Annotated in this window: 15 protein-coding genes and 1 pseudogene; 7 read left to right on the forward strand and 9 right to left on the reverse strand. The window is 71.9% G+C overall.

Annotated elements, in window-relative coordinates; translation table 11 throughout:
* Window positions 1–7 precede the first annotated feature (7 nt).
* Both EJC51_RS48925 and EJC51_RS48930 read left to right on the forward strand, forming a co-directional pair.
* Window positions 8–878: pseudogene (locus tag EJC51_RS48925) on the forward strand (ABC transporter ATP-binding protein).
* Window positions 875–1546, forward strand: a complete 672-nt coding sequence (locus EJC51_RS48930; RefSeq protein ID WP_244362985.1) for an ABC transporter — start codon at window positions 875–877, stop codon at window positions 1544–1546. The pseudogene EJC51_RS48925 and the gene EJC51_RS48930 overlap by 4 nt, the downstream one beginning before the upstream one ends.
* Here EJC51_RS48930 and EJC51_RS36095 read toward each other — a convergent pair.
* The 8 genes from EJC51_RS36095 to zapE all read right to left on the reverse strand — a co-directional run bounded on the left by EJC51_RS36095 (window position 1538) and on the right by zapE (window position 9688).
* Complete coding sequence (locus tag EJC51_RS36095; protein WP_079312584.1) at window positions 1538–1717, reverse strand: hypothetical protein; 180 nt, start codon at window positions 1715–1717, stop codon at window positions 1538–1540. The two genes, EJC51_RS48930 and EJC51_RS36095, sit on opposite strands and share 9 nt — an antisense overlap.
* Before the next feature lie 9 nt (window positions 1718–1726).
* On the reverse strand, window positions 1727–2569 hold the full coding sequence (locus tag EJC51_RS36100; RefSeq protein ID WP_126274885.1) for a polysaccharide deacetylase family protein: 843 nt from the start codon (window positions 2567–2569) through the stop codon (window positions 1727–1729).
* Between the two features lie 71 nt (window positions 2570–2640).
* Window positions 2641–3519: a PPK2 family polyphosphate kinase gene (locus EJC51_RS36105; protein WP_126274886.1), complete on the reverse strand. Its 879-nt coding sequence runs from the start codon at window positions 3517–3519 to the stop codon at window positions 2641–2643.
* A 110-nt stretch (window positions 3520–3629) separates the two neighbouring features.
* Window positions 3630–4997, reverse strand: coding sequence for a PhoX family protein (locus tag EJC51_RS36110; RefSeq protein WP_126274887.1), 1368 nt, complete (start codon window positions 4995–4997; stop codon window positions 3630–3632).
* Between the two features lie 91 nt (window positions 4998–5088).
* Entirely contained in the window at window positions 5089–5877 is a 789-nt protein-coding gene (locus EJC51_RS36115) for a slipin family protein (RefSeq protein WP_126274888.1), read from the reverse strand.
* A gap of 132 nt (window positions 5878–6009) precedes the next feature.
* Entirely contained in the window at window positions 6010–7467 is a 1458-nt protein-coding gene (locus EJC51_RS36120; protein ID WP_126274889.1) for a SulP family inorganic anion transporter, read from the reverse strand.
* Between the two features lie 5 nt (window positions 7468–7472).
* On the reverse strand, window positions 7473–8051 hold the full coding sequence (locus tag EJC51_RS36125) for a carbonic anhydrase (RefSeq protein WP_059195600.1): 579 nt from the start codon (window positions 8049–8051) through the stop codon (window positions 7473–7475).
* 491 nt (window positions 8052–8542) lie between these two features.
* Window positions 8543–9688, reverse strand: a complete 1146-nt coding sequence (zapE, locus tag EJC51_RS36130) for a cell division protein ZapE (protein WP_126274890.1) — start codon at window positions 9686–9688, stop codon at window positions 8543–8545.
* A gap of 37 nt (window positions 9689–9725) precedes the next feature.
* On the opposite strand from zapE, the gene EJC51_RS36135 reads away from it, so the two are divergent.
* The 4 genes from EJC51_RS36135 (at window position 9726) to msrB (ending at window position 13120) form a co-directional block, all read left to right on the forward strand.
* Window positions 9726–10595: a pyrimidine reductase family protein gene (locus EJC51_RS36135; RefSeq protein ID WP_126274891.1), complete on the forward strand. Its 870-nt coding sequence runs from the start codon at window positions 9726–9728 to the stop codon at window positions 10593–10595.
* 151 nt (window positions 10596–10746) lie between these two features.
* Window positions 10747–11202 carry an indole-3-glycerol phosphate synthase gene (locus EJC51_RS36140; protein WP_126277265.1) on the forward strand — a complete coding sequence of 152 codons (456 nt, stop codon included), beginning with the start codon at window positions 10747–10749 and terminating at the stop codon, window positions 11200–11202.
* A gap of 108 nt (window positions 11203–11310) precedes the next feature.
* Window positions 11311–12699, forward strand: a complete 1389-nt coding sequence (gene murC, locus EJC51_RS36145) for a UDP-N-acetylmuramate--L-alanine ligase (protein WP_126274892.1) — start codon at window positions 11311–11313, stop codon at window positions 12697–12699.
* A 13-nt stretch (window positions 12700–12712) separates the two neighbouring features.
* A complete protein-coding gene (msrB, locus tag EJC51_RS36150; RefSeq protein WP_126274893.1) occupies window positions 12713–13120 on the forward strand; it encodes a peptide-methionine (R)-S-oxide reductase MsrB in 408 nt (135 codons plus the stop codon).
* Window positions 13121–13161: 41 nt separating this feature from the next.
* Here msrB and EJC51_RS36155 read toward each other — a convergent pair whose 3' ends face one another.
* On the reverse strand, window positions 13162–13359 hold the full coding sequence (locus EJC51_RS36155; RefSeq protein ID WP_126274894.1) for a dehydrogenase: 198 nt from the start codon (window positions 13357–13359) through the stop codon (window positions 13162–13164).
* 182 nt (window positions 13360–13541) lie between these two features.
* On the opposite strand from EJC51_RS36155, the gene EJC51_RS36160 reads away from it, so the two are divergent.
* Complete coding sequence (locus EJC51_RS36160; RefSeq protein ID WP_126277266.1) at window positions 13542–14897, forward strand: FAD-dependent oxidoreductase; 1356 nt, start codon at window positions 13542–13544, stop codon at window positions 14895–14897.
* Window positions 14898–14914: the final 17 nt, after the last annotated feature.

Genomic DNA, 14914 nt, shown 5'->3' on the forward strand with positions numbered 1-14914 from the left:
TTTGGCCATGGAACGCGATCTGCAGCTGGACAACGTGGGCCGCCGCTACGGCCTGCGCGGCCCCTGGGTCTTACGGGGCATCCACCTCACCCTCGCCCCCCGGGACCCTCACCCGCGTAGAGGGCCCGAACGGCACCGGCAAATCCACGCTGCTGCGTATCCTCGCCCGCCTCGACGCCCCCTCCGAGGGCAGGGTCAAGGGCCGCCCCCGCACGGCCTACGTCCCCGAGCGCTTCCCCTCGGCGCTGCCCTTCACGGCCGCCGGCTACCTCACCCACCTGGCCACGATCCACGGCCTCACCCGCACCTCCGCCCAGCGCGCCGCCACCGACACCCTGGAACGGTTCGGCGCCTCCTCCTACGCCCACACGCCCATGGCCCAGCTCTCCAAGGGCAGCAGCCAGAAGGTCGCCGTCGCGCAGGCCCTGCTCGCCGAACCGGAACTGCTCGTCCTGGACGAGGCGTGGACCGGCCTCGACACCGGCGCGCGTGCCGAACTGGAGCGGGCCGTCGCCGAGCGCACCGCGGCCGGCGGAGCGGTGGTGTTCGTCGACCACGACCCGCAGCGCCTCGCGGGAGCGACCGACGCCGTGTACGCCGTACGCGAGGGCGGCCTCGAACGTCGTACGACACCCATGGCCCCCGATCCGGCGGCCACCGGCCCGCACGTCCTCGTCGAGGCGCAGGGTCCGGCGGGCGGACGGCTGCCCGCGGACGTGCACCGCACCGCCACCACCGCCGAGGAGCCGGAACCCGGCAGCTACCGGCTCACCGTCCCCGCGTCCCACTCGGACGTCCTGCTGCGCACGCTGCTGACCTCCCGCCCGCCCTGGCACGTCGTGAGCGTGCGCCACCAGACACCGGAAGGCGGCCGATGACCGCGCTGCTCCGCTACCAGGCCGCCCTGCTCCTGCGCTCGCAGCGCTGGCTGCCGCCGGTCATCCTCTATGCCGCGTTCCTCGGGGTCGGTGTGCAGAGCGGGCAGCCGATCCTGGACTCCCTCGGCTACGCCGCCGCCGCGCTGCTGCCGGTCGCCGCCTGGCTGGTGCGGATCTGTGTCGCGGGCGAGCCGCCCGCCGCCCGGGCCTGTGTCTCCGCCGCGGTCGGGCCCGCCCGGGCGCATCTCGCCGCGCTGCTGGTGGCGCTGACCGGCGCGGCGATGCTCGGCACCGTCGCGACCGTGCTCGTGACGCTGATCAGCGACCCGGTGAGCTCCGACCACCAGATCCGGGTGCCGAGGGTTCCGGCAGGCGGGTCCGGGCTGCTCGCGGTGCTGGCCTGCGCATTGCTCGGCACGGCGGTCGGCGCGCTGACCACCTGGCCGCTGCTGCGCTCGCCGGGCCGGGCGGTGCCCACGATGCTGCTCGCGGCCCTGCTGTCGGTGGTGGTGACCGGCTCCCCGGCCCACGCGGCGGTCAGCGGCCTGGTCACCGGTTCGCAGCGGGGGACGGTCCCGCTGCCCTTGCTGCCCCTCGCGGCGGCCGCGATGGTCACGGCCGGGGCGCTCGCCGCGGCCTGCGCGCTGACCTCCCGCCGCTCACCCTGAACAAGCGGTCCGCTGTGCCTCCTGCCACTCGCAGACCGGGCACAGCGTGATCCCCTTGTACGACTCCGGGTACTCCGTCGGCTTCCGGCACAGCACGCACTCGGCGTACGGCGGCCCTTCGGCGACCGGCGGCTTCGGGACCTCGCGGATCGTGCAGTAGTCCTCGCTCATGCCTCCAGCCTAGGACAGGCCCTTGGCGCCGATCAGCTGGGAGACCTTCACGAACCGGTAGCCCCGGGCCCGCAGTTCCGGCACGATCCGCCGCACCGCCCGCTCGGTCGCCGGCGCGGCACTGCGCGTGCAGTGCATGACGACGACGGAACCGGGCCGGACGCCTTCGAGGACCTGCGACGCCACGGCGTCCGCGTCCGTCGCGAAGGCGTCCCCGCTCACCACGTCCCACTGCACGGCCGTGACACCGGCCGGGGTGAGCGCCTTGAGCGCCGTACGGTCGTAGCAGCCGCCGGGGAAGCGGAAGTACGGCATCGCGTCCGGCACCCCCGCCTCGCGGAAGGCGGTGTACGCGCGCTCGACGTCGGACCGCATCCGGTCCTCGGACAGCGTGGGCAGCCCGTAGCAGTCGCCGGTGAAGGCGTAGTGGCTGTACGAGTGGTTCGCGACCTCGAAGAGCGGGTCCCGCCCGATCGACCGGGCCTCGGCCGGGTACTCCTCGGCCCACCGGCCCGTCATGAACACGGTCGCCTGCACCTTCAGCGCGCGCAGCGTCGCGATGAGCCGCGGGTTGTCGAAGCGCTCGCCGGCCGCCGCCCGTGCCCCCTGGTCGGCGGTCATGTCGGCGTCGAAGGTGAGGGCGACGGCCTTGTCCGCGGTGCGGGGGCCGTGCTTGAAGACGGGGGTGAGACCGGCCGGGCCGGGGGCGAGGGTCGGGGGGTGCGAGGGGGCGGCGGCGGAGGGGGCCGGGTGGGCGGCCTTGGCGCGGGGTGCCTGGGGGGTGGCGGCGCAGGCGGTGAGGGCGGCGCCGAGGGCACAGACGGCGGCGACTTGTCGTACTCGAATGATCACCGTACGAACATAAAGGGGTGAATCGGGCGGGACTCGGATCGCCGCACGTCATGCCCCGCGAAAGCCCTCGATCAGGCGCCCTTCAGCAGCCTCTTCCGGCACTCCTCGACGTCGAAGTCCGCCTTCGGGTACTGCGGGTCCAGTGCCTCCAGGTGCTCCAGGAGGAGGCGGCTGACGGCCCAGTTGCGGTACCACTTGCGGTCGGCGGGGATGAGGTACCAGGGGGCCCGCGGGGTGGCGCAGCGGCGCAGGGCGAGCTCGTACGCCTCCTGGTAGGCGGGCCACAGTGCGCGCTCGTCGATGTCGCCGGGGCTGAACTTCCAGTGCTTGTCCGGGCGGTCGAGGCGTTCGAGGAGGCGGGCGCGCTGTTCGTCGTAGGACAGGTGCAGGAAGCACTTGACGACGGTCACGTCGTTGCCGGTGAGGGACTGCTCGAAGCGGTTGATCCGGGCGTAGCGGCGGGTCAGCTCGGAGCGGGGGGCGAGGCCGCGGACGCGGGCGATGAGGACGTCCTCGTAGTGGGAGCGGTCGAAGATGCCGATCTCGCCGGGGGCGGGGAGGGCCTTGCGGATGCGCCAGAGGAACGGGTGCTTCAGCTCCTCGGGGGTCGGGGTCTTGAACGCCTTGATGCGGCAGCCGGACGGGTTCAGCAGGCCGATGACGTGCTTGACCGTGCCGCCCTTGCCGCTGGTGTCCATGCCCTGGAGGATCAGCAGGACGCGGCGCCGGTCGCCCGCCGTGCTCGCCGCCCACAGGCGTTCCTGGAGCCCGGCCAGGCGCTCACCCATCTGTTCGATCTCTGCCAGGGCGGCCTTCTTGTCCTCGGGGCCGCCGGGGGTCGCCCGCGCGTCGTAGGAGCCGAGGTCGACCCGCTCTCCGCCGTCCGGCACGCGGAGCAGCTCGCTGAGGCCGGGCTCCTTCTCGGCCTTCTTCGACCTCTTCTTGGCCACGGCGTGCCCCTTCCGGTCCGGTGGTCCCTCGATCGTGCGCCCGGCGGGAAGGGGACGCCAGCCGGGGTGCCCGGGGAAACGCGCCCCGGAACACCCCGCGGCTCGCCGCCCTACCTCCGCCAGGGCCCCGTCACGGCGAACGTGGTCCCCGGCGTGTAGCAGTTGACGAACATGGTCCGGCCGTCCGGGGAGAACGTGACGCCCGCGAACTCACCCCACTCCGGTTCCTCTGCCGTCCCGATGTTCTGCGCGTTGCGGGCCATCGCGTAGACCTCGCCCCGCCGGGTCACCCCGAACACGTGCTGCGCCCCGTTGCCGTCCTCGCAGACCATGAGGCCGCCGCTGGGGGCCAGACAGATGTTGTCGGGAGACTCGCCGGGGAGCTGGACGTCGGTGTCCGGGCCGAACACGATCACCAGGGTGAGACGGCGGGCGGCGGGGTCGTACCGCCAGATCTGCCCGTAGTGGTCGGCGGCCGAGCCGTCCGCGCTGTGGGCGAAGGAGGAGACGAAGTAGACGCAGCTCCCGCCCCAGTAGCAGCCCTCCAGCTTCTGCGCGTGCGTGATGCCCTTCGGGCCGAAGTCCTGGAGCCGGACGGGGGTTTGCGCGGCGAGCGGGTCCGGTACGTCGACCCACTCGATGCCTTCGAAGCAGGCACCCGTCTCCTGGATGGAGGACAGGTCGGGTACGCCGGGGACGCGCATCGCCTGGAGCCGGCCGCCCGCGCGCAGCGAACCGAGGCCGCCCAGCGGCTTCTCGGGCAGGAAGCGGTAGAACAGGCCGAACGGCTTGAGGAACGCGTCCTCGGTCTCGTAGACGATGCCGCGCTTCGGGTCGACGGCGATCGCCTCGTGCTGGAAGCGGCCCATCGCCGTCAGGGGCACCGCGCCCGAGCGCCGCGGGTCCGCCCCGTCCACCTCGAAGATGAAGCCGTGGTCCTTGGTGTAGCCGTTGGTGCCGGCCTTGTCCTCGGTCTCCTCGCAGGTCAGCCAGGTACCCCAAGGGGTGGGCCCGCCCGCGCAGTTGACGGCCGTGCCGGCGATGGCGACACGCTCCGACAGGACGTTGTTGCGGGCGTCCAGGGTCAGCGCCGTACAGCCGCCCTTGCCCATCGGGTCGTAGGTGAGGCCGTCGATCGTCGGGACCGGGACCTTGCCCGTGACGCGGTTCTCGTGGTTGCGGACCAGGTGGGTGCGGCCGTGTCTGCCCGCGAAGGCCGACATGCCGTCGTGGTTGGAGGGGACCTTGCCCTCGCCGGAGCGGAGCTGGTCGCCCTCGCGGGAGAGGACCTGGTAGCGGAAACCTTCCGGCAGGTCGAGCAGACCGTCCGGGTCGGGGACGAGCGGGCCGTAACCCGTGTGACCCAGGTTCTGTGCGGCGGCGGTGCCCGTGAAGAGCTCGGAGAGGGCGCCGGAGAAGACGATCCCCGCCCCCAAGGCACCGGAGCGGGCAAGGACCTGACGTCGCGTTGCGGACATGAAGCAGCAACCTTCCTGCTGGCGGACAGGATGTGACGCCGCTGTGTCTATCACCTGGGCCGGGCCGCGGGAACCACGCGCGTAGCACGTGTCACCGGTCGAGCCTCCGGTCGGCCGGGTGCTCCTGGGCCTTCTCCAGGAAGCGCAGCAGCTCCACCGGGAAGGGCAGCACGAGCGTGGAGTTCTTCTCCGCGGCGACCGCCACGACCGTCTGGAGCAGCCGCAGCTGGAGCGCGGCGGGCTGCTCGGACATCTCCTTCGCGGCCTCGGCGAGCTTCTTCGACGCCTGGAGTTCGGCGTCGGCGTTGATGATGCGGGCGCGGCGCTCACGGTCCGCCTCCGCCTGCCGGGCCATGGAGCGCTTCATGGTCTCGGGCAGCGACACGTCCTTGATCTCGACGCGGTCGACCTGCACGCCCCAGCCCACGGCCGGGCTGTCGATCATCAGCTCCAGGCCCTCGTTGAGCTTCTCGCGGTTGGACAGCAGATCGTCCAGCTCGCTCTTGCCGATGATGGACCGGAGCGAGGTCTGCGCCATCTGGGAGACCGCGAACTTGTAGTCCTCGACCTTCACGAGCGCGCTCGCCGCGTCGACCACCCGGAAGTAGACGACCGCGTCCACGCGCACCGTGACGTTGTCCCGGGTGATGCCCTCCTGGGCGGGGACCGGCAGCGTGACGATCTGCAGGTTGACCTTGTGCATGCGGTCCACCAACGGGACCACCATGGTGAACCCCGGCTCCCGTACGTCGCGCAGCAGCCGGCCGAGCCGGAAGACCACCCCGCGCTCGTACTGCTTGACGACCCGGGCCCCGGCGGCGACGTAGATCACCCCGGCGGAACCGGCGGCCACGGCCACGGTGAGCAGCTCCTGGAGCATGACGACCCCCTCGGTGAGAGGCCTGTTTGTCCGCTCCTGCAACGATATGCCCGGTGCCTGGCGCGGGGCCAGGCACCGGGTGGGGTACCGGGTCGGTACCGGATGGGGTACTACGCGTCCACCGGGGGGGGGCTACGCGGCGGTCACCTTCACCGGCTCCGTCCCGACCGCGCTGTGGCGCTCGGCCCAGTTCTCCAGGGCCGTGCGGCAGGCGTGGTCGAGGTGGTGCAGGCCGGAGAGGTCCAGCTCCACCGGGCGGTCCTGGGGCAGCGCCTCCAGGCTGTCGAGGATCTTCGGCAGCCGCAGGAAGGTCGCGTTGCCCGAGAGGTACGCCTGGACGGGTCCGGCGCCCTTGTCGACGACCTCCAGCTTGAGGTGCGAGGCCTCCCAGGCGGTCTTGGCGACCGCCAGCGCGAGCCCGATGAGCACGCCCTCGAACATGCTGACCGCGACGATCGACACGGCCGTGACCATGAGGATCAGCGCCTCACCGCGGTGCTCGCGCCACAGCGAGACGACCTCCCGGACGGGGATCAGCTTGGCGCCGGAGTAGACCAGGATGCCCGCCAGGGCCGGGATCGGGATGTAGCCGAGGACGCCCGGCAGCAGCGCCGCGAACAGCAGCAGCCACACGCCGTGCAGGACCCGGGACGCCCTGGTCCGCGCGCCCGCCTGCACGTTGGCCGCGCTGCGCACGATCACCGCGGTCATCGGCAGCGCGCCGAGCACACCGCAGAGCGCGTTGCCCGCGCCCTGCGCGACCAGTTCCTTGTCGTACTCGGTGCGCGGCCCGTCGTGCAGCCGGTCCACGGCCGCCGCGCAGAACAGCGACTCGGCGGACGCGATCAGCGTGAACGCGACGATCGTGGCGAGTACGCCGACGCTCGCGAGCTCACCGAAGGCGCTGAAGGACGGCGGCTGGACGGAACCCAGCAGCCCCTGCACCTCCACCGTCGCCACCGGCATCGAGAACACCAGCGCGGCGAGCGTGGCCAGGCCGACCGCGGCGAGCGGACCGGGCACGGTACGCACCGCCGCCGGCGTCCGCTTCCACAGCACCAGCACGGCGATGGTGCCGGCGCCGAGCCCGAGCGAGGCCAGGGCCCCGCTGTCGCCGACGGCGTCGACGAGCGCGCCGGGCAGTCCGGCTATCTTGCCGAGGCCCGAGGCGGGGGCCTTGGTGTCCGCCATCGCGTACAGCTGTCCGGCGATCAGCACGAGGCCGATCCCGGCCAGCATGCCCTCGACGACGGAGACGGAGATGGCCCGGAACCAGCGGCCCAGCTTCAGGGTGCCCATGAGGATCTGGAGCAGGCCGGTGGCCAGCACGATCACCCCGAGGACGGGCAGCCCGAACTCCTGCACCGCCTCGAAGACCAGCACGGTCAGACCGGCGGCGGGCCCGGAGACCTGAAGGCTGCTGCCGCGCATGAACCCCGCGACGATGCCGCCCACGATGCCGGTGACCAGGCCCAGTTCGGCCGGGACGCCGGAGGCGACGGCCACGCCGACGCACAGCGGCAGCGCGACCAGGAAGACGACCAGGGAGGCGGCGAAGTCCTGCCGCAGGTGAGGGTATTTGGTCATCATGCCGATCACAGGGCCTCGAACGCGTCGGTGTCCGCGCGGTGTTCGCGCACGGCGCCGGTGTGGACCTCGTAGTACCAGGCCCGCAGGGTGAGTTGACCGGCCGACAGCTTCTTGTCGATGAAGGGGTAGGAGCGCAGGCGCAGGACCTGGGCCAGGACGTGACTCTGCACGCCGTCGGCGACCTCGGGGTCCTCGGCCGCTCCGGCCGGGCGCGGCTCGGCGCGGGCGAGCCAGTCCCGTACGGCGGGTACGGCGTCGAGGTCGTCGCCGCGCACCAGGGCGCCGACGGCGCCGCAGTGCGAGTGGCCGCAGACCACGATGTCGCTCACGCCGAGGACCTCGACGGCGTACTCGATGGTGGCCGCCTCACTGGTGGGGTGCTCGGAGACGTACGGGGGGACGATGTTGCCCGCGGTGCGCAGCTCGAAGAGCTCGCCGGGGCGGGCGCCCGTGATCAGGGCCGGGACGACCCGTGAGTCGGAGCAGGTGATGAACAGAACCTGGGGGGATTGGCCTTCGGCGAGCTTGGCGAACTCCTCAGGGCGCTGTCCGAACAGGCGGGCGTTGTCGATGAGGGGCTGCATGTGGTGACTCCTCCTGGCGCGCCACGGCGGCGCGTCGGACGTACATGACAGTGGGGGGTCAGGCAGCCGGTTCCGGTGTCACGGCGGCGGAAGACCTGAAGGGCCGCCGGGAACGGGCTGCCTGGGCTCTGCGGGCCCGCTGGGAGACGGGCCGAGCCTGGGAGAGAGCTCTACGGTGAGCTTTGGGTTGAACATCACGGATCGTGTGCGCGGTTGCGAACGGTTCCGTGGGAGTGAACGGCCGAGGGGTGACCGGGGCGGCGGTGCGAGGCGAGAGCACGGTCGGTGCCGTCGTACCTCGAAACATGCGCCCCCCTTCCGGCAGTCCACGACTTACGTACAGACCAAGCGTTGGTCAACGGCTGGTCAAGAAACACGTTAACCCTGCAAAGTTGTTTGCAGGGTTAACTTAGCGTTTCGAGCTGAAGAGAGCCTGAAAAGCGTGGGTGCCGTGGCGTGAACTGGCCCTTGACCTGGGAGCTTTCGCCGGGCTAGGCGGCCTCGACGAGCCGCTTGCCGTCACGGGCCAGCGCGGTGAGCCGGGAGATCGCCCGGAAGTACTTCTTGCGGTACCCGCCGTTGAGCATGTCCTCGCTGAACAGCTGGTCGAACGGCAGCCCGGAGGCGAGGACCGGGACCTCACGGTCGTAGAGCCGGTCCGCGAGGACCACGAGCCGCAGGGCCGTCGACTGGTCCGGAACCGGCCGCACATCGGTCAGGCACACCGCGTTCAGGTCATCGGTCAACGCTCCGTAACGGCTGGGGTGGACGCGGGCGAGGTGCTCCAGCAGCCGCGGGAAGTCGTCGAGCGAGGCGCCCGCGGTGGCGTACGCCGTCTTCGTCACCTGTTCGTCGGAGTACGGCGCCGGCGCCTCGGGCAGGCCGCGGTGGCGGTAGTCCTCGCCGTCGATGCGCAGGGTGCGGAAGTGGGCGCTCAGCCCCTGGATCTCGCGCAGGAAGTCGACCGCCGCGAAGCGGCCCTCGCCGAGCTTGCCGGGGAGGGTGTTGGAGGTGGCGGCGAGCGCGACGCCCGCGTCGACGAGCTTGCGCAGCAGGCTGGAGACGAGGACGGTGTCGCCCGGGTCGTCGAGCTCGAACTCGTCGATGCACAGGAGGCGGTGGTTCGAGAGCGTCTGGACCGTCTGCTGGAAGCCGAGGGCGCCCACGAGGTTGGTCAGCTCGACGAACGTGCCGAAGGCCTTGAGGGAGGGCTCGGCCGGGGTGGCGTGCCACAGGGAGGCGAGCAGGTGGGTCTTGCCGACGCCGTAGCCGCCGTCGAGGTAGACGCCGCGCGGGCCGGCGGGGGCCTTGGACCCCTTGGCCCCCTTGGCCTTCGTCTTGTCCGTGCCCTTGTCCTTGCCCTTGCCGAACCCGAAGAAGCCCCGCTTGCCGCCGGCGACGGCGTGCGCCCCGCCGAGCCCGCCCGCGAAGCCTTCGAGGACCTTGACGGCCTCGAACTGGCTGGGCTGGTTCGGGTCCGGGATGTACGTGCTGAAGCGGACCGAGTCGAAGCGCGGCGGCGGCACCATCTCGGCGACCAGGCGGTTGGCGGGCACGTGCGGCTCGCGGGCGCACAGGGACACGGGGGCCGCGTCTGCTATCGGGCTGATCCCGGAGGCGGCGGAGGAGGACGACACGGTTCCCCATGGTAGGCGTCGTGCCACACTGCACGACATGCGACGCCTGTTCCCTGTGACCGACCAGACAGCGACGAGGGCCTCCGACGGTGGGGGCGGGGACGTGGGGGCGGGGGGTGTCGGTGAGACCCCGGGGGCCTCTGGGGCTCCGGGGGCCGGTCCCAACGACCGGGAGTGGAGCCTCGCGGAGCTGGCCGCCGCCTACGCCTATCCCGAGTCCGTCACGGACCCCGGCGGTGCCCCCGTTCCCTGGCTGCGGGCCAACATGGTCTCCACGCTCGACGGGGCCGCCCAGCACGACGGGAAGTCACAGCCCATCTCCACCGCCGCCGACATGCGGATCTTCGGCACGCTGCGGGGGCTGGCGGACGTGGTCGTCGTCGGTGCGGAAACGGTACGCCAGGAGGGGTACCGCCCGGCACGCGCGCGTGCGGAGTTCGCGGAGGCCCGGGAGGCGGCCGGACAGGCTCCGGCACCGGCGATCGCGATCGTCAGCGCGAGCCTCGACCTCGACTTCTCCCTTCCGCTTTTCACCTCCCCCCTCACGCCGACCCTGATCCTGACCGGCGCGGCCGCCGCTCCCGACCGGGTCGCCACGGCGGAGAAGGCCGGCGCCCGGGTGGTCGTCGCCGGTGACGGGGTCGGCGTGGAGCCCGCGCGGGCCGTGCGGGCGCTGGCCGACCTCGGCTTCACGCGGCTGCTCACCGAGGGCGGCCCCCGTCTTCTCGGGCAGCTCGTCGCCGCCGGGGTGCTGGACGAGCTCTGTCTGACCGTCTCCCCGATGCTCACCGCGGGGGACGCGCAGCGGATCGCCGGAGGGCCCTTTGTCGCGGTTCCGCAACGGTTCGCACTGGTGTCTCTTTTGGAGGAGGAGGGGTTTCTCTTCGGCCGCTACCAGCGCACTTGAAATTCGATCAGTGGTACCGCCGGTCCCGAAAACGGCGGAATCAACCGTTCCGTTTAGCTTCCGACGGGCACACTGAATCTCGCAGTCCCCGTGAGATCACGGGGCAGGATGGTTTCCGCAGAAGGGGCGCGCGGTGTTCACTAGCGTTTTGATGATCGAGAAGGCCCTGACATCCGCCGACGTGGAGTTCGTCACGACGTTGCACGGGGACGAGCCGGTCTCCTTCCACGTGCTCCTCCAGCCGCGCGGCGACCAGGCCGACCGGCTGCTCAGGGCCATCGACGACGTGGCGCTGGGCGAACTGGACGAGGCGGCGCGCGAGCGGGAGGTCCCCGAGGGCGCGGCCGCGAAGGACTTCGGGGAGCGGGCGCTGGAGGTGTCCCTTCAGGCGCTGCGAGGCTCCGGGAACGAGGCGGAGGGGCGGCTGATCGAGGACCACCCGCTGGACGCGCTGAAGTCGCTGGTGGAGGAGATCGGCGCGGATGAGGTGATCGTGCTGACCGATCCGCACTACGTGGAGGAGTTCTTCCACCGGGACTGGGCCTCGCGGGCCCGGCACAAGGTGGGGGTGCCGGTGCTGAAGCTGTTCTCGCACAGCAAGGCGTAGCTCCGGCCGGCGGCCGGGTGTCCGTCGCTGTCGGCGGCTCGGCTTAGGCTTGGCCCAGCCTTATTTCATATGCACCCAGCCTTATTTCACATGCACAGGGAGACACGCATGGCACCCGGCCTTCCCACCGCCATGGACCGACCGCACTTCATCGGCATCGGCGGCGCCGGGATGTCGGGGATCGCGAAGATCCTCGCGCAGCGCGGGGCGAAGGTCGCGGGCAGCGACGCCAAGGAGTCCGCGACCGCGGAGGCGCTGCGCGCGCTGGGCGCGACCGTGCACATCGGACACGCGGCGGAGCACCTCGCCGACGACGCGAGCTGTGTCGTCGTGTCGTCGGCGATCCGCCAGGACAACCCCGAGCTGGCCCGCGCCGCGGAGCTGGGCATCCCGGTGGTGCACCGTTCCGACGCCCTCGCGGCCCTGATGGCGGGCCTGCGCCCGATCGCGGTCGCGGGCACCCACGGCAAGACGACCACCACGTCGATGCTGGCCGTGTCGCTGAGCGAGCTCGGCCTGGACCCGTCGTACGCCATCGGCGGGGACCTCGACGCCCCCGGCTCCAACGCGCTGCACGGCGAGGGCGAGATCTTCGTCGCCGAGGCGGACGAATCGGACCGCAGCTTCCACAAGTACGCGCCCGAGGTCGCCATCGTCCTCAACGTCGAGCTGGACCACCACGCGAACTACGCGTCGATGGACGAGATCTACGAGTCCTTCGAGACCTTCGCCGGAAAGATCGTCCCCGGCGGCACGCTGGTGATCAACGCCGACCACGAGGGCGCGCGCGAGCTGACCCGACGCCTGGCGGGTTCGGTGCGGACGGTGACGTACGGAGAGGCGGAGGACGCCGACGTACGGGTCCTGTCGGTCGTGGCACAGGGCTTGAAGAGCGAGGTCACGGTCGTCCTGGACGGCACGGAGCTGGTGTTCACGGTCTCCGTCCCCGGCCGCCACTACGCGCACAACGCGGTCGCGGCCCTCGCGGCCGGCGTGGCCCTCGGCATCCCGGCGGGCGAGTTGGCGCCGGCGCTGGCGTCGTACACCGGCGTGAAGCGGCGCCTGCAACTCAAGGGCGAGGTCGCCGGGGTCCAGGTCATCGACTCCTACGCCCACCACCCCACGGAGATGACGGCCGACCTGGAGGCCATGCGGGCGGCGGCCGGGGACGCGCGCATCCTGGTGGTGTTCCAGCCCCACCTCTTCTCCCGCACGCAGGAGCTCGGCAAGGAGATGGGCCAGTCCCTGTCCCTCGCGGACGCCTCCCTGGTCCTCGACATCTACCCGGCCCGCGAGGACCCGATCCCCGGCATCACCAGCGAGCTGATCATCGAGGCGGCGCGGGCGGCGGGCGCGGACGTGACGCCGGTCCACGACAAGGCGGAGGTCCCGTCGGTCGTGGCGGGAATGACGAAGCCGGGCGATCTGGTTCTCACCATGGGCGCGGGTGACGTGACGGACCTGGGCCCGCAGATCCTGGACCGCCTGTCGAAGTGAGGGGCTGAGCTTCATGTCGTACGACGTCGATAAGCCGGAAGAGCAGTGGCGTGCGGAGCTGACCCCGGCCGAGTACGCCGTCCTGCGCCAGGCCGGCACGGAGCCCGCCTTCACGGGCGAGTACACGAACACGAGGACGAAGGGCGTCTACTCCTGCCGCGCCTGCGGCGCCGAGCTCTTCACGTCCACCACGAAGTTCGAGTCCCACTGCGGCTGGCCCTCCTTCTACGACCCGAAGGACACCGACGCGGTCGAGCTGATCGAGGACCGGTCGCACGGGATGGTGCGGACGGAGGTGCGGTGCGCGCGGTGCGGGTCGCATCTCGGGCATGTGTTCGAGGGTGAGGGGTATGCGACGCCGACGGATCAGCGGTACTGCATCAACAGCATCTCGCTGCGGTTGACGCCGGACGAGGGCTGATCCTCGGGTTGCCGCGGACGATCTGACTCGGGTGGCCGGGGTCAGGCGAACAGGCTCGGCACGGGGCAGGTTTCCAAGGGGGCGTCGGGGCGGTCGGACCACTGCCACCAGAGGTGCCGGGTGGCGCATTTCCACAGGGCCCGGCAGGTTCGCTTGCCGTCGTCCTCGCGGACGGTGAGGACCAGGCCGCCGTACTTCAGGGGGCGACCGCATGTGGGGCACTGGGAAGGGTCGGGCATGCGGCGCACCCTAGCCGGTCCCGATACCTGGCCGGCGGCCGCGCCCTGCCTGACCGGAACTCGGTCGGCTCCTCGTACGGGGACGGGATACTTGTGTCTTCTCAGGACACCGGCGATCAGGGGGCGTAGTGGTGAACTCCGTCGGAGTGGCGGGCCGTTGGGGTGGGCGGCATGTGGTGGTCGTGGGGGGAAGCCTCGCGGGGCTGCTCGCGGCGCACGTGTTGGCCGGGCACGCCGACCGGGTCACCGTCGTCGAGCGCGACCGGTTCCCGGACGACGGCGGCGCACGGCCCGGCGTCCCGCAGGGACGGCATCCGCATGTGCTGCTCATGGGTGGGCAGGCGGCCGTGGAGGATCTGTTGCCGGGCTTTCTCGCGGAGTTGCGGGACGCGGGCGCGCCCCGGGTGGGCATGCCGACGGACATGGTGCTGTGGCAGAACGGCCGCTGGTTCCGCCGGGTGCCGACGTCGACGTACATCTACACCGGCTCCCGCGCGCAGCTCGAAGGGCTCGTGCGACGGCGGGTTCTCGCCAATCCGGCGATCAGTGTGATGGAGGGCGCCGACGTCGTCGGGCTGACCGGTGACGCGTCCCGGGTACGAGGGGTTCTCGTGCGGGAGCGGGCCGGGGACGCCCGCGCCGAACCCCGGGCCCTGGACGCCGACCTCGTCGTCGACGCCTCCGGCGGTGGTACCAAGGCCGCCCAGTGGCTCGCCGGGATCGGCGCCGCGTCCCCGCACGAGGAGACCATCGACACCGGGCTCGCCTACGCCTCCCGCGTCTACCGCGGCCCGGCGGGCGTCCTCGACGGCGACACCGTCGGCTACTACGTCTATCCCGGCACCGAACAGGTCCACGGCGGCGGTGCGCTGCCGCTGGAGGACGGCACCCATCTGGTGATCGTCTCGGGGCTGCGCGGCGACGAACCGCCCACGGACGAGGACGAGTTCGAGGCGTACACCAAGCGGCTCGCGCATCCGCTCCTGGACCGCTGGATGGCGGACGCCGAGCCCCTCTCCCCGCCCTTCGGCTACCGGCGCACCGCGAACGTCCGGCGCCGCTACGACCTGCCCGGCCACCCCGCCGGATTCCTCGCCACCGGCGACGCGCTGTGCGCCTTCAACCCGATCTACGGGCAGGGCATGGCCGTCGCCGCGATGAGCGCCGTAGCCCTACGGGACGCGCTCGCCGACCGGCGCCGCACGCCCACCACGCGGCGCGTGCAGCGGGCGCTGCTCGGGGCGTCCCGGCTGGCCTGGGACATCTCCGCCGGGGCGGACCGCAAGATGCCGGGCGCGGTCGGCAACGCGCTCGACGGCCGGTCCACGGACCGGATCACCGGCTGGTATCTGCGCCGGGTCCAGGAGAGGTCGCCCGGTGACGCCGTCGTCGGGGACGCCTTCCGCGCGGTACTCCACCTCGCCGCGCCGGTCACCGCGCTGTTCGCGCCGGCTGTGGCCCGGGCGGTGCTCTTCCAGCCGCCCGCGCCGACACCGACCGAGCCTCCGGAGAGGCCGGAGGCGGCGGAGACCCGGTAGGCATCCGGGCATCAGGG

Source organism: Streptomyces aquilus, assembly GCF_003955715.1.
GTDB classification, from domain to species: Bacteria; Actinomycetota; Actinomycetes; order Streptomycetales; family Streptomycetaceae; genus Streptomyces; species Streptomyces aquilus.

Coding starts and splice junctions, on each gene's coding strand:
- EJC51_RS48930 (WP_244362985.1), top strand. CDS start 875: ATGACCGCGCTGCTCCGCTACCAGGCCGCCCTGCTCCTGCGCTCGCAG.
- EJC51_RS36095 (WP_079312584.1), bottom strand. CDS start 1,717: ATGAGCGAGGACTACTGCACGATCCGCGAGGTCCCGAAGCCGCCGGTC.
- EJC51_RS36110 (WP_126274887.1), bottom strand. CDS start 4,997: ATGTCCGCAACGCGACGTCAGGTCCTTGCCCGCTCCGGTGCCTTGGGG.
- EJC51_RS36115 (WP_126274888.1), bottom strand. CDS start 5,877: ATGCTCCAGGAGCTGCTCACCGTGGCCGTGGCCGCCGGTTCCGCCGGG.
- EJC51_RS36120 (WP_126274889.1), bottom strand. CDS start 7,467: ATGATGACCAAATACCCTCACCTGCGGCAGGACTTCGCCGCCTCCCTG.
- EJC51_RS36125 (WP_059195600.1), bottom strand. CDS start 8,051: ATGCAGCCCCTCATCGACAACGCCCGCCTGTTCGGACAGCGCCCTGAG.
- EJC51_RS36135 (WP_126274891.1), top strand. CDS start 9,726: ATGCGACGCCTGTTCCCTGTGACCGACCAGACAGCGACGAGGGCCTCC.
- EJC51_RS36140 (WP_126277265.1), top strand. CDS start 10,747: ATGATCGAGAAGGCCCTGACATCCGCCGACGTGGAGTTCGTCACGACG.
- murC (WP_126274892.1), top strand. CDS start 11,311: ATGGCACCCGGCCTTCCCACCGCCATGGACCGACCGCACTTCATCGGC.
- msrB (WP_126274893.1), top strand. CDS start 12,713: ATGTCGTACGACGTCGATAAGCCGGAAGAGCAGTGGCGTGCGGAGCTG.
- EJC51_RS36155 (WP_126274894.1), bottom strand. CDS start 13,359: ATGCCCGACCCTTCCCAGTGCCCCACATGCGGTCGCCCCCTGAAGTAC.